The organism is Stenotrophomonas sp. ASS1, assembly GCF_004346925.1.
GTDB classification, from domain to species: Bacteria; Pseudomonadota; Gammaproteobacteria; order Xanthomonadales; family Xanthomonadaceae; genus Stenotrophomonas; species Stenotrophomonas maltophilia_A.
The window spans coordinates 961,453-974,707 of the sequence record NZ_CP031167.1 but is presented as its reverse complement, the minus strand read 5'-3'; the positions used below and the strand labels follow the sequence as shown (position 1 = coordinate 974,707).

General features: G+C 67.3%; 14 protein-coding genes and 1 tRNA gene. 5 read left to right on the top strand and 10 right to left on the bottom strand.

Annotated features, from left to right (window positions below; genetic code table 11):
• Nucleotides 1–70 precede the first annotated feature (70 nt).
• The gene (locus MG068_RS04550) at nt 71–769 is read left to right on the top strand and encodes a glutathione S-transferase family protein (protein WP_132809375.1); all 699 of its coding nucleotides are present in this window, start codon (nt 71–73) and stop codon (nt 767–769) included.
• An 87-nt stretch (nt 770–856) separates the two neighbouring features.
• Nucleotides 857–1,531 carry a class I SAM-dependent methyltransferase gene (locus MG068_RS04545; RefSeq protein WP_132809373.1) on the top strand — a complete coding sequence of 225 codons (675 nt, stop codon included), beginning with the start codon at nt 857–859 and terminating at the stop codon, nt 1,529–1,531.
• A gap of 3 nt (nt 1,532–1,534) precedes the next feature.
• Here the strand turns inward: MG068_RS04545 and smqnr are convergent, their stop codons facing one another.
• Entirely contained in the window at nt 1,535–2,182 is a 648-nt protein-coding gene (gene smqnr / locus MG068_RS04540; protein WP_121504026.1) for a SmQnr family pentapeptide repeat protein, read from the bottom strand.
• Between the two features lie 159 nt (nt 2,183–2,341).
• On the opposite strand from smqnr, the gene MG068_RS04535 reads away from it, so the two are divergent.
• Nucleotides 2,342–3,118, top strand: coding sequence for a DeoR/GlpR family DNA-binding transcription regulator (locus MG068_RS04535; RefSeq protein WP_132809372.1), 777 nt, complete (start codon nt 2,342–2,344; stop codon nt 3,116–3,118).
• An 11-nt stretch (nt 3,119–3,129) separates the two neighbouring features.
• The gene (locus tag MG068_RS04530; RefSeq protein ID WP_132809370.1) at nt 3,130–4,263 is read left to right on the top strand and encodes an MFS transporter; all 1,134 of its coding nucleotides are present in this window, start codon (nt 3,130–3,132) and stop codon (nt 4,261–4,263) included.
• Between the two features lie 9 nt (nt 4,264–4,272).
• Here MG068_RS04530 and MG068_RS04525 read toward each other — a convergent pair whose 3' ends face one another.
• From MG068_RS04525 to MG068_RS04510, 4 genes are all read right to left on the bottom strand, one after another.
• The gene (locus MG068_RS04525; RefSeq protein WP_132809368.1) at nt 4,273–5,778 is read right to left on the bottom strand and encodes a PepSY domain-containing protein; all 1,506 of its coding nucleotides are present in this window, start codon (nt 5,776–5,778) and stop codon (nt 4,273–4,275) included.
• 11 nt (nt 5,779–5,789) lie between these two features.
• Nucleotides 5,790–7,928, bottom strand: a complete 2,139-nt coding sequence (locus MG068_RS04520) for a TonB-dependent receptor (RefSeq protein ID WP_165929924.1) — start codon at nt 7,926–7,928, stop codon at nt 5,790–5,792.
• Nucleotides 7,929–8,057: 129 nt separating this feature from the next.
• Nucleotides 8,058–8,453 carry a DUF2946 family protein gene (locus tag MG068_RS04515; RefSeq protein WP_132811108.1) on the bottom strand — a complete coding sequence of 132 codons (396 nt, stop codon included), beginning with the start codon at nt 8,451–8,453 and terminating at the stop codon, nt 8,058–8,060.
• A gap of 203 nt (nt 8,454–8,656) precedes the next feature.
• Nucleotides 8,657–9,025, bottom strand: a complete 369-nt coding sequence (locus MG068_RS04510) for a tautomerase family protein (protein ID WP_132809366.1) — start codon at nt 9,023–9,025, stop codon at nt 8,657–8,659.
• Between the two features lie 288 nt (nt 9,026–9,313).
• Between MG068_RS04510 and MG068_RS04505 the strand changes: the two genes are divergently transcribed.
• Nucleotides 9,314–9,877, top strand: a complete 564-nt coding sequence (locus MG068_RS04505) for a hypothetical protein (protein WP_132809364.1) — start codon at nt 9,314–9,316, stop codon at nt 9,875–9,877.
• An 84-nt stretch (nt 9,878–9,961) separates the two neighbouring features.
• Here MG068_RS04505 and MG068_RS04500 read toward each other — a convergent pair.
• The 5 genes from MG068_RS04500 to mltG all read right to left on the bottom strand — a co-directional run bounded on the left by MG068_RS04500 (nt 9,962) and on the right by mltG (nt 13,195).
• Nucleotides 9,962–10,036, bottom strand: a tRNA-Val gene (locus MG068_RS04500).
• Between the two features lie 132 nt (nt 10,037–10,168).
• A complete protein-coding gene (locus tag MG068_RS04495) occupies nt 10,169–10,522 on the bottom strand; it encodes a PilZ domain-containing protein (RefSeq protein ID WP_005412452.1) in 354 nt (117 codons plus the stop codon).
• Nucleotides 10,519–11,475, bottom strand: coding sequence for a DNA polymerase III subunit delta' (locus tag MG068_RS04490; protein ID WP_132809362.1), 957 nt, complete (start codon nt 11,473–11,475; stop codon nt 10,519–10,521). The genes MG068_RS04495 and MG068_RS04490 overlap by 4 nt, the downstream gene beginning before the upstream one ends.
• On the bottom strand, nt 11,472–12,137 hold the full coding sequence (tmk, locus tag MG068_RS04485) for a dTMP kinase (RefSeq protein ID WP_049400648.1): 666 nt from the start codon (nt 12,135–12,137) through the stop codon (nt 11,472–11,474). Before tmk ends, MG068_RS04490 begins: the two co-directional genes overlap by 4 nt.
• Nucleotides 12,134–13,195 carry an endolytic transglycosylase MltG gene (mltG, locus tag MG068_RS04480; RefSeq protein WP_132809360.1) on the bottom strand — a complete coding sequence of 354 codons (1,062 nt, stop codon included), beginning with the start codon at nt 13,193–13,195 and terminating at the stop codon, nt 12,134–12,136. The genes tmk and mltG overlap by 4 nt, the downstream gene beginning before the upstream one ends.
• Nucleotides 13,196–13,255 lie beyond the last annotated feature (60 nt).

The following is a 13,255-nucleotide window of genomic DNA, read 5'->3' as shown; positions in this document are numbered from 1 at the left end:
TTCCGGGGCAATGTCCACGCAGGCACGCTTTCCTCACCCGCCGCATCGCGGCTTGAACCGGAAACCTGCCATGACCCCGATCCTCTTCTACGGCGTGCCCTCGGGCTGCTCGTTCGGCTCCATCGTTGCCCTGGAGTGGCTGCGCCAGCCTTACCAGCTGTGCCGCATCGACATGCCCGGCCAGGTGCAGGGCGAAGACTACCGCCACCTCAATCCACTGGGCGAAACCCCGACCCTGCGCACCGGGCAGGGCGAACTGCTCAGCGAAAGCCTGGCCATCCTCAACCACCTGGCCGCGAAGGGCATCGCACAGGGGCTGGGCTTCGCACAGGGTACGTCCGGCTTCGATCGCCTCAACCATCGGCTGGCCTATCTCAACACCAGTTTCTTCGGTGCCTATGCGCCGCTCTGGCACGCACTGGAGCATGCGGAAGGCGATGAAGGCGAGGCGCTGCGTGCCTACGGCACGACCAAGGTGCGCCACGCACATCGGGCACTGGAGCAGATGATCGGCGACGGCCCCTGGCTGCTGGGCGCACAGCGCAGCTTCGCCGATGCCTACTTCGCCGGCATCGCGCGCTGGAACGATTACCACCAGGTGGTCGACCGCCGCGAGTTCCCGAAGTTGCAGCAGCTGTTCGAGCGCCTGCAGGACGACGCCGGCGTGCAGTTCGCCCACGCCGTTGAAGCGCAGCGGCCGGCAACCAGCAGCGGCGGCTTCCTCGGCGAGGTGCGGCTGGAAGAAGTGCTTGAGGCCGCAGCGGCCTGAGCCCGGCCCGGCCTGTGCGGCAGCGGCGCGCAATGCCTCTTGCGCGCCGCGCTACAGTGGTATGTCCCCCGCCGCAGGAATCCGCGCATGTCCACGTTCTCCGATCCGCAGGCGGTGGCCCGCTATGCCGAAGCACCGCTGCGCCAGGTGCCGGGCTTCCTCGCCCTGCAGCAGATGAGCCGGCTGCTGCTGGCCGAACGTGTCCCTGCGCAGGGCCGCGTGCTGGTGCTGGGTGCCGGTGGCGGGTTGGAACTGAAGGCCTTCGCCGAGGCGCAGCCGGGCTGGCAGCTGCTGGGCGTAGACCCGGCCGCGCCGATGCTGGCCCTGGCCGAGCAGACACTGGGTCCGCTGATGTCGCGCGTGCAGCTGCTGGAAGGCTATATCGACGATGCACCCGATGCGCGCTTCGACGGTGCCAGCTGCCTGCTGACCCTGCACTTCCTCGATGCCGGGCAGCGCCTGCACACGCTGCGCGAACTGCACCGGCGCCTGCAACCCGGCGCGCCGCTGGTGGTGGCGCACCACAGCGTGCCGCAGGACCCGGCCGGCAAGCTGCGCTGGTTGCAGCGCTACGCGGCGTTCGCCGAAGCCTCGGGGGTTGCCCACGCCGATGCGCAGCGCGCGATCGACGCCATTGCCGAGCGATTGCCGTTGCTGTCGCCCGAGCAGGAGGTTGCGCTACTGCAGGAGGCCGGCTTCGACAACGTGGAGCTGTTCTACGCCGGCTTCAGCTTCAAGGGCTGGGTGGCGTACGCCGGATGATGCCTACGGCACCACGGTAATGCCGATACGCTGCATCAACAGCGCCACCTGCTGCACATCCAGTGTGGCGCCGCGCAGATTGGTGCTGCGCAGGTCCAGCTCGCCCAGCTCCGAGTTGGTCAGGTTGCAGTCGGTGAAGTTGGCACTGTTCCAGTCGATCCCCTCGAACTGGCCACCGGACAGGTCCGAACCGGCGAAGCTGGCACCGCTCACATTCGCGCCATCCCAGCGGTTTTCCCACAGTTCGCACTTCTCCAATGTCACCCGCGAGAAATTGGCGTAGCGCAGGTTCGACTTCTTGATGAAGGCACTGCAGAACCAGCTGCGCGTGGTGATCTGGTTCATGAAGCTGGCGTTGCTGAAGTCCGCGCCCTGCGCACGGCACTCACTGATCTCCAGGCCCAGCGCCTTGATGAAACTGAAGTGGCACATGCTGATGTCGCAACTACGGAAGCTGGCTTCCTTCAATGTGGCGCCATTGAAGCGGCAACCGGCGCGGTTTTCAGCGTCATAGAAGCTGCAGTTGATGAACTCGGTGGCGGTGAGGTCAGCGCCGGAGAAATCGCATTCGTGGAACTGCTGGTCGACCACTTTCTGGCCGGTGTACTGGTCCGCGCCGATGCGCAGCTTGCGGTGAACGGTGGGGGACATCGTGGATTCCATGCCAGGTGCCCCGCCATGATGCCGGGCCGCGAGGGCGATCCATAGACGCTGGCGCGGTTGGGTTCACCGACAGTCCAGCCGATCTGTGGCCACGCCCGCCCAACGCACGTTGTTGCACGTTAATGCACGAACGTGCAGACTTGCGTCATGAGCTCCGATCCCAGCCCCCTCCCCGCCCAGCGCACCCTGCAGATCCTCGAGGAACTGCGCCAGCAGGGCCGCGTGGTCGCCGCCGAACTGGCGCGCCGCTATGCCGTCTCCGAAGATTCGATCCGCCGTGATCTGCGCGAGCTGGCCGCCCAAGGCCTGTGCCAGCGTGTCTACGGCGGCGCCGTGCTGCCGCCCCCCAAGGAACGCCCGCTACGCGAGCGCCTGACCCGCGACCGTGGCGACAAGGCCGAACTGGCCGCCCGCGTCTGCGCGCTGCTGCAACCGGGCCAGGTGGTACTGCTCGATGCCGGCTCGACCAATCTGGCGATCGCCCAGCAGCTGCCGACCGCTCTCGGCCTGACGGTGATCACCAATGCTCCGCAGATCGCCACCGCCGCCAGCATGCTCGAAGGCACTTCGGTGCAGCTGATCGGCGGCCGCCTGGCCAGTGGTGGCGGCGCGGTCGGCGCTGAAGCGTTGGCGCAGGTGCAGCGCCTGCGCGCCGACGTATACCTGCCCGGCCCCTGCGCAGTGGACGGCGACACCGGCGTCTGGGCAATGGATGCGGAAGAAGCCACGCTCAAGCGCGCGATGGTGGCCTGCAGCAGCCGCGTCATCGTCGCCGCCACCACTGAAAAGCTCGGTGCCCGCGGTAACTGGCAGATCGCCAGCCTGGACGAGATCGACGACCTGGTGCTGACCACCACCGCGCCCGCCGCACTGGCGGCGCGCTTCCGCGCCGCAGGCATCGCGGTACACCCCAGTCCGCCCTGACCGTACCGCTCATGTCCCTTGCCAACCGCGCGCGTGCCGAACAGCACGCGACCCGCGCTGCGTTCTTCATTCCCGGCTTCGCCACGGCGTTGTGGGCCACCCTGGTGCCATTCGCCAAAGCGCGCACCGACATCAACGACGCCACGCTGGGCCTGGTGCTGCTCTGCCTCGGTGCCGGTTCGCTGCTGGCCATGCCGCTGTCCGGTGTACTGGCCGCCCGCCTGGGCTGCCGGCGGGTGATGGTGGCCAGCAGCCTGCTGATCTGCCTGACCGTGCCCGGCCTGGCGCTGGCCGGTTCGGCCTGGTCACTGGGGCTGGTGCTGTTCGTGTTCGGCGCCGCCGTGGGCGCAATGGACTGCACGATGAACGTGCAGGCCGTCATCGTCGAGCGCGAAGCACAGCGGGTGATGATGTCCGGCTTCCATGCCTTCTTCAGCATCGGCGGCTTCCTCGGCGCGGCCACCATGACCGTGCTGTTGTCCGCACAGCTGCCGCCACTGGCATCGGTGCTGATCGGCGTTGGCGCCATGCTGCTGGTGATGCTGCTGTCGGCGGCGTACTGGCACAGCGAACGCATGCCGCACGACACACCGATGTTGGCCCTGCCGCACGGCATCGTGCTGTTCATCGGCGTGCTGGCGTTCGTCGCCTTCCTCGGTGAAGGCGCGATGCTGGACTGGAGCGCAGTGTTTCTCAGCGACGTGCGTCGCGTCGATGCCAGCCTCGCCGGTATCGGATATGTAACCTTCACCCTGACCATGACCGTCGCACGCCTGTTCGGCGATGCGCTGGTAGCGCGTATGGGCCGTGAGCGCGCGATCGTGTTCGGTGCTCTGCTTGCCGCCGCTGGCGTGCTGGTGCTGACGCTGGTCACGCCGTGGCAGGCGTCGCTGATCGGCTATGTGCTGGTCGGCCTCGGCTGCGCCAACATCGCGCCGGCGCTGTTCTCGCTGGCCGGCCACCAGACCCGCATGCCGGGTGCGCTGGCGATCACCGCGGTATCCACGCTGGGCTTCGCCGGCATCCTTGCCGGGCCGGCGCTGATCGGCTTCGCCGCCAACCACTTCGGCCTGATCGCTGCGTTCATCGGGGTGGCCACGGCCTTGTTGCTGGTGGCCGTGTCCACACGTTGGCTTCGGATGTAGCCCAGGGCCTCAGCGCCGCCTGTGCCGCAGCTTCATCCGCAATCGCCGATAGCCGATCACCGTCGCCGTGGCACACAGCGCGGTGCCAGCAGCACTCAGCAGCAGCAACACCGCCAGCCGGGCACCTTCCTGGCGCAGCATCGCCGGCAGGTCCCAGCTGTGCAGGAAGTAGAACAACCAGCGCCCCACGCGCTCCCGATGCCCCATCGTCAGCAACGGATCGCCCGTGGCCAGATCGAGGTAGACCCGCGTCGCCTCGGCATCGCCGAAGTCCACCACTGCTACCGGGAAGCGGCGTACCGCTGCACCATTCATGGCCTCGGGCGCACGCGGATAGAAGTAGGCATCCGCTGCCTGCTGCACCACGAAGCCCTGCATCGGCGCAGCGGACAGCGCACGCACCTTCTGCTGCAGCCACGCTGCCGGCAGCAACCGCGCAACCTGCAAGTGCCCATTGTCGCTGGACACGATGCGGGTCTCGCCCCGCCCGTCCAGCAGCACTGCGAACAGCTCGCCTCCGATGCGGCGCCACTGGATCTCGACCGGTTGGAAGCGCTCAGCATCGGCCACCGCCAGAAGCTTCACCGGCTCACCCAACGCGCCATCCACCGTTACCGCGCTGCCACGATAGCGTTCAACATCGATCGCCTCGCGCGTGCTGCTGAAGACCCCCAATGGATTCATCGACATCAGCCCGCTGAAGATCCAGGTGAACACGAAGGCCGCAGCCATCAGTCCGATCAGATGGTGCCAGCGCATCCACGGTTCGACGTACGGCGTCTTCGCACCGGAGCGGTAGCGCCCGCGGAAACGCCAGCGCCACACACCCACCACGATGCCGCTGACCGCCGCCACCGTGCACAGCGCGGACAGCACGATCACCACCCACGTCCACACCGGATCCACCGACTGCATGCGCAGGAAGTACAACCAGTGCAGCCAGGCACCCACGTAGTTCCAGCGCTGCTGCACATGCGGTGCGTCCAGCACCACTTCACCGGTGCGCGAGGACACATACAGGTCACCGGGCTGTGCGCCCCCCACTTCCACCCGGTACAGCGGCCGGTGCGCGTCCAGCGCGCGCGAATGCGTCCAACGGTCCTCTTCCACGCGCATTGCACCGACAAAGGCCGGGCCGCCAGCAAACTGTGCCGCTGACGCTTCGGCGCGCTGTGCCGACACTGGCAGCAGGGCCTGGCCGGTGACGGCTGACCACGCCCCCACGTTGCTTCCCGTGCGCACCACATACGCAGGCTCGCCACGCAGCGTGGTCAGCGCCACGGCCTCCGGCTCGGTCTGCACGGCTGCAGGCAGCACCGACAGCCCGCGCAGATCGCGGGCCTCCGGCAGCACCGGCAATGCCGCCAGACGTTCACCGGGCGTCAGCTTCGGGTAGCCAATGAACAACATCACCATGCCGCTGACGAACCACAACAGCATCAGCAGGCATCCGCCGATGCCGAGCCAACGGTGCACCAGGTAGGTCCAGCGCTTGGCAGTGGATCGCAGCGACATGGTGCGTGTCCTCAGAAGCGATGGTCGACGGTGAACTCGACGCGACGATCCGCGCCCAGCAGCCACTGCGTGCTGGTGTAGTACGCGGTGGCGTAGTACGCCTTGTCGAACACGTTGAACAGGCGCGCTGACAATCGCGTGCGCGGTGCTGCCTGCCAGGTCAGCGCCAGATCAGTGGTGCTGTAGCTGGGCAACTCCAGCGTGTTGGCATTGTCTGCGTAGCGCTTGCCGACATAGCGAACGCCACCCGCCGCGCTCCAGTCCGGTGCGAACTGCCAGCTCAACCACACATTGGCCAGGCGTTCGGCCACGTTCGGCGGCACGTTGCCATCGCGCGACACCAGCAGCGGCGGCGAACCGGTGGTCTCCAGGAAGTCCTCGAACTCGGCCTTCAGCACCGTGGCGTTGGCATCCAACGTCCAGTGCGGCGCGACGTTCCAGTTCAACGACGCCTCGATACCATGCGAGGTCTGCGCGCCCATCTGCACGCGGCGGTCCGGCACCAGCGGATCGCGGCTGAGCAGCCCGGTCTTGCGGATGCGATACGCCGCCAGCGTCCACTCGCCGCCATCGAAGGCCTGCTTCAGGCCCACCTCGATCTGCCGGCCCTTGGCCAGGTCGAAGGCACCGTTGGCCGGGCTGATCATCAGCAGGCCACTGACCGGGTCCGCCGCCTGCGAGTACTGCGCATACAGGCTCAGCGTCGGCTGCAGCGCGAATACCGTGCCTGCACGCCAGCCGGTGCTGCTGTAGGTCTTCGAGAACGCATTCTGGCCGCTGATCAGATCGGTACGGTCGATGCGCGCGCGGTCGTGGCGCAGCCCACCCAGCACCGACCAGCGCTCGCTCAGCGCCAACCGGTCTTCCGCGAACAGCGCGTACTGCTCGGCACGATTGCGGTAGCGCGGCAGGTTCGGCGCGTCGCTGACGAACTGGCCCGGCACCGGCTCGAACGGGTCGATCGGGCCCGAGCTGCCGGCATAGGTGTTGTTGGTGTGCTTGAAGTGCGCGCGGTTGGCGTCCAGGCCCACCGCGAAGCTGTTCTGCAGGCCACCTGCGGTCCCCTGCACGCGCAGCGTCGAGGTCAGTCCGGTCTGGTCCTGGTTGTGGGTGATCTCGGTGTTGCCCGATCGATCGATCAAGCCGGTGGCGCGGTTGTAAACATAGGCCTCGGCATTGCGCCAATCGCGTTGGCTGTCGATCTGGTAGAGGCGCGTGCGCCATTCCACGTTCGCGGTCGGCGTCCACAGCGCATCGAGCTGGGTCCAGCGGTCGCGATAGCGGATCTGGCTGTCGTCCACGTTGTAGTTGCGGTGGCGCAGCGCCTCCAGCTGGCGGCCCTCGACCAGCGGCGTGCCGAAGTAACGCATCGGCTGCTGGTAGCCCTGCGCATGGGTGAGGGTCAGCTGCAGGTCCGCGCGCGGCTGCCACAGCAACGCACCGGAGAATGTCGCGTCACTGTTGCGCCCACGATCGACCCAGCCACCGCTGTAGTTGCCACTCACGTCCAGCCGGTAGGCCAGCTCGGGCGTCAGCGCGCCACCACTGCCGAAGCCCAGGCGCGCGGTGTCCTCGCTGCCCACGGTTACGCTGATCTCGTTCTCGATCGCACCACGCGTGGGCATCTTCGGCACGATGTTGATCACGCCGCCGATCGCACCGTCGCCATGGATGACCGAGGCCGGGCCGCGCAGCACTTCGATGCGCTCGATCGACCAGGTATCGAACGGGAAGGTGATACCCACGCCGCCGTACTGGCGCAGCCCGTCGTACAGGCGCATCACCGAAGCGCCATCGGTGAAGCCGCGGCTGGACAGCGCACTCAGGCCGTTGCCCGGATGCGGCATCACACTGATCGCACCTGCCCGGCTGATCGCATCGTTGAGGTTGCTGTCGCCACGCTGCTCCAGTTGTTCGCGCGAAATCACCGTCAGGCTGGCCGGTGTCTGCAGCACGCTCAGGCCCAGCGCGGAACCGGCGTTGGCGGTGGACGACAGCTCACCGCTGCGGGTATCGACCACCCGCACGGTATCCAGCGTGGTCGGTGGTGCCGCATCGGCGGCAAGCAGGGGCGCGGCGTGCAGGAGCAATGCGCACAGGACAGGTAGCGTCGCCCGGCGCAGGTGCGCGGGGTTGGGGTTCGTTTTCATTTGTTCACGGCATGCAAGGCCACCCCGCAATGGCAGGGCAGCAATCAGAAAGGGACAAACACGCGCGTGCGGGCACCGGCCGTGGCCGGCAACCTCATGGAAAAATCTTCAATGCAACGCGCGTGCGGCTCAGGCAGCCATCAGAGCCGGCGGCCCACGCGCTCCCAATGTGCCGCTGATCCGTTGCGGCAACGATCGCACCGCACCGCGCAGCGCGCGGCACACCGGTGCCATCGGCGCCAACAGCAGCACTGCCGCCACCAGCAGCGTGATCAGCCGTGCAGCGATCAGGCAGTAATCGCAGTCCACGCCCATCTCATGATCGGCGTGTGGATCGGCAGGTGGCTTCTTTGCGGCCTCGCCGTGCGGCATCGCCATCGCGTGGTGGTCGTGATGGCCTTCCATCGCGTGCTGCGCATGCTCTGCGTGCATCGCGTGGTCCATGGCGGCCACCGGTGCGGCGGCCGCGACGTGGCCATGCGCCAGCCAGCGGCTCACCAGCGGGGCAAGCAGCACCAGCAGCATGGCAAGCCATGCCAGGGCCTGGAACCGGCGGTGGAGAGCAGAACGGCGCACGCCGCCATTCTACGGGGCCATGGCCAACCTTGGACCATGTTCAGAGTTTGCCCCCTGCGACACGGTGACGCAGCGCTGACCTCCCCCGCACACGCCCTCCATTCAGTAGATCCACGCCATGCGTGGATGCTTTTCGCGCATCAACTCACGTACTAGGCCACACCATTACCGAACGACCAGTTTTCCCGCTTCACTTCCACCAGGTTGATGAACACATCCTCTCGGCGGATACCCACCGCCGCATGCAGGCCATCGGCAATGCCCAGGTACAACGCTTTTTTCTGCTCCAGCGTGCGCCCTTCGTTCCAGGTGATCTGGATGCAGATGAAATCGTCGGTGCGGTCCACGCCCAGGTAACCGGGGTCATAGATCAACGTGCCCGGCTCGTGTTGCTGGAAGATCTGGAAGCGATCGTTCTCCGGCACGCCCACCGCGCGCATGGCCTGGTAGATGGTTTCGCCGACGCGTTGCAGGTAGTCGGCGGATTTACCTTTGCGAAGATCGATACGGGCGAGCGGCATGGTGGCACTCCAGAGTGGATGGGCACGGCAACGGGCCGAGACTACGCCTGCCCGGGGCGGTGGGACAGCGCAGGAATGGAACCCTCTGCTTCCATTCGTAGCACGGGCCCGCCCACGTGCGTAACGAAGGCGATCCGGACGAACAGTTGGGCGCCTTCCACACCGACGGGCTGATCGTGGCCGCGCGACAGCTGGTACGCGAGGCACATCATTGCCTCTCCGGCGACGACGCCTGACCGGCCCGGATATGCGCCCGCTACAATCGAGCAGGGAGCGCAGGAGACCGCAATGGACGCCGAACACCTGGAGTACTTCAAGGCCGCACTGGAAGGCCGCGCAAGCGTGGGCTGGAACGTCTGGTTCACCGCCAACCAGCAGGCGCTGGCACAACACCTGAGCCGTCCTGCACTGCTGCGCTTGAAGTTCAGCAAACTGGATGAAGCCGAACGCCTGCTGGCCGAGGCCGGCATCGTGCCCTGCAGCACAGCGGGCAAGCGCTACGAAATGTACTGCGCGCAGTTCTCGGCGGACGTGGTGGACGCGAACGGTCGCCCGCTACCGGCCATCTGGCGCGCGGCGCACGGCGGTGCCATCGGCCTGCTTGCCGATGGTGAACAGGAGGCCGGCCAGGCGAAGCTGCTCGCGGAGTTCCGCCGCGTCCGCAAGCGCGGACTGCAGCAGGCCCATGAATGGTTGGCCGATCTGTGCTTTGAAGGCGAGATGGAACTGAGCGGCGGCAATGCCGATGTGGGCCGTAGCCTGCTGGCGGTGGTGGTGCGGGCGGGCAACGGTCACGACCTGCTGGATGCAACGACGATGAACGCGCGCGAGCTGCTGGAGGACTTCGGCTGAAACGGTGATCGCTTCGGCGGGCACTACGGAATCACAGGCAACAAAAAAGCCCCCATTGCTGGAGGCTTCTTTCGTTCTGCAACATGGTGGGCGGTACAGGGATCGAACCTGTGACCCTTGCCGTGTGAAGGCAATGCTCTACCGCTGAGCTAACCGCCCGGTGTGTTGCTGAGCCGCTCATTATAGGGGCTTTTCAGAGGCCGTCAACCGTTTTTCACATTCGTGTTCACGGGTGTTTTCGAGGGCGGCAGTCGAGCATGGCTCGACTCTACAGAACAGCCCGGCGCAGCCTTACATCGTGTGCGTCGGCTTGTCCGAGCCGGTCAGGCCGGCCAGCAGGGTCTCGATCTTGTGGCGCACGCCCTCGCCTTCGGCACCGTCGGCCAGCTGCACGCCGATGCCGGCGGTGCGGTTACCCTGCGCGCCGGCCGGGGTCACCCAGATCACCTTGCCGGCCACCGGCAGGCGCTCGCTGGAATCGGGCAGGGTCAGCAGCAGGAACACTTCGTCACCCAGGAAGTAGCGCTTGGGCGTGGGCACGAAGATGCCGCCGTTCTTCACGAATGGCATGTACGCGCTGTACAGCGCGGCTTTGTCCTTCACGGCCAGGGACAGGATGCCCTGGCGGGCGTTGCTGGCACTCATCGATTTCCCCTTGCGGCAGGCCGCTCGTTCACCTTGTTCCAGGCCAGCAGCAACTCGACCACGGCAAGGTCTGCACGCACCGTGGTGCGCAGCAGGTCGCGGGTGCGGTTGGCCGCATCGAACCAGGCTGCAAGCTTGTGCAATCGCTCCGGCGTGGTCAAGGCATCGGTGCTGGCCTGGGCCAGCGCCAGGTCGGCGGCGAAGCGCAGGCGCAGCGCCGCGTTGTCATCACCGCACCACTTCTGCGCCAGCTCCACCGCGCCGGTCTTGCCGGCGGCCAGCTGTTCCAGCTCGCGGCCCACTTCGCGGCGCAGGCTCAGGCCATCTTCGCGCAGCCAGTTGTCGGCCTGGCCGGGGTGGCCGCGCGCCGCGTCCAGCGCTTCGCGTGCCGATGCTTCGCTGTGGCCCTGCTGCTGCAGCCAGGCCAGCGTTTCGTGCTGCGGCGGCAACTTGAATTCCAGACGCTGGCAACGGCTGCGGATGGTCTGCGGCAGGCGCGCCGGGTCGCTGCTGATCAGCCACAGGTAGCGGCCGGGCTGCGGCTCTTCCAGCGTCTTCAGCAGCGCGTTGGCCGCCGAGCGGTTGATCGCATCGGCCGGGTCGACGATCACCACCTGCGCCACGCCGTACTGCGGGGTCAGCGCCAGCTTGTCGGTGATCTCGCGCACCTGCTCGATGACGATCTCGGTGCGCAGCTTGTCGCCGCTCTTGTTCGGAATGAAGCTGACCAGCTGCAGGTCAGGATGGGTGCCGGCGGCGATCAGCTGGCGCGTGCGCGTGGCATGCGCGGCATCACCGCGCGCCAGCACGTGGTCGGCCAGCGCCAGTGCCACCTCGCGTTTGCCCAGCCCGGCCGGGCCGCAGATCAGCAGGCCATGACCAAGGCGGTCGGCATCGAGCGCTGCCACGGTCTGGTCGAACGCGCGCTGCTGCCACGGCGAGAATGTGCTCATGCGCCCTCCCCGTCCTGCAGCCAGCGCTCGACCTGCGCGACCACATCGGCCGCTACACGCGCCTGCACCTGGCCGGCGTCGATCAGCGCGAAGCGCTGCGGGTCCTGCTGCGCGCGGCTGCGGAACACTTCGCGCACGCGCTGGAAGAAATCATCCTGTTCGCTTTCGATGCGGTCCGGCCACAGATCGCGCCCGTTGGCGCGTGCGCGGCCTACTGCCACGTCCACGTCCAGCAGCAGGGTCAGGCCCGGCAGCAGGCCCACCGCGCGTCGTTCCAGATCGGCAATCCACTGCGGGTCGAGGCCACGGCCACCGCCCTGGTAGGCGTAGCTGGAATCGGTGAAGCGATCGCTCAGCACATAGGCGCCGCGCTGCAGTGCGGGCTGGATCACCTGGCGCACATGCTGCGCGCGTGCAGCGAACACCAGCAGCAGCTCGGCTTCGGCGCTGAGCGGCTCGGCGGCGATCTCGGCATCGGGTTTCAGCACCAGGCCACGGATGCGCTCGGCCAGCGGCGTACCGCCCGGCTCGCGGGTCAGCACCACCTCGTGGCCGTGGCTGCGCAGGCAGTCACGGATGGCATTGATGGCGGTGGTCTTGCCTGCGCCCTCGCCGCCTTCCAGGCTGACGAAACGCGGGTGGCGAAGCAGCGCGGGACTCATTGCGCCGGGGTCTCCTTGGTACGTTGCTGGCGCAGCTGCTGCAGGTAGCGGGCCACTGCGGCGTTGTGCTGGTCCAGGCTGGGCGAGAACACGTGCGCGCCACTGCCATCGCCCACGGCGACGAAGTACAGCGCGTCGCCCGCTGCGGGTTGCGCGGCTGCCATCAGCGCATCGCGGCTGGGCATGGCGATCGGGGTCGGGGTCAGGCCGGCGCGGGTATAGGTGTTGTAGGGCGTATCGGTGGTCAGGTCGCGGCGGCGGATGTTGCCGTCATACGCAGCACCGATGCCGTAGATCACGGTCGGGTCGGTCTGCAGGCGCATGCCGATCTTCAGGCGGCGCATGAACACGCCGGCGATCTGCGGACGCTCGCTGGCCAGCGCGGTTTCCTTCTCGATGATCGAGGCCATCGTCAGCAGTTCGTAGGGCGTGTTGATCGGCAGGTCCGGCGCACGGCTTTCCCAGGCTTCATCCAGTGCGTCCTGCATTGCAGCGTGAGCACGCTTGAGCACATCCAGATCGCTGTCGCCACGCTGGTAGACGTAGGTCTCCGGCAGGAAGCGGCCTTCCGGATGCTGGCCACCGAAGCCGAGGCGCTGCATCAGCGCGGCGTCATCGAGGTTGTCGGTGGTGTGCAGCAGCGGCTCGGCGCGCTTGAGCGCGGCACGCAACTGGCGGATGTTCCAGCCTTCAATGATCGTGACGCGGTGCTGCAGCACCTTGCCGGCGCGCATGCGCAGCAGCAGATCACGCGGGGTCAGGTCGCTGCTGAGCGCGTACTCACCCACCTTCAGCTTGCCGGCCGCATCGAGCTGGCGCGCCAGCAGCTGCCACTGCGCGTCCTGGCCCTCGTCCACGCCGGCGTCGCGCAGCTTGCGCAGCACCGTGCTCATGCCGTCGCCACTGGCGATGACCACGCTTTCGGCGGACGGGGTGATCGGGGCGTCGGCGAACCGGGTCTGCTGGTAGAAGAACCACGCGCCCGCGCCGGCCACGACGGCGGCCAGCACCACCACCAGCGTTACCACGAACAGACACCCGCGCTTGGCTCCCGCCATGGACTACCTCTGAACTCGATTCCGTCGTGCAGGATACCGTGCCGGTGGATTGGGGTCATG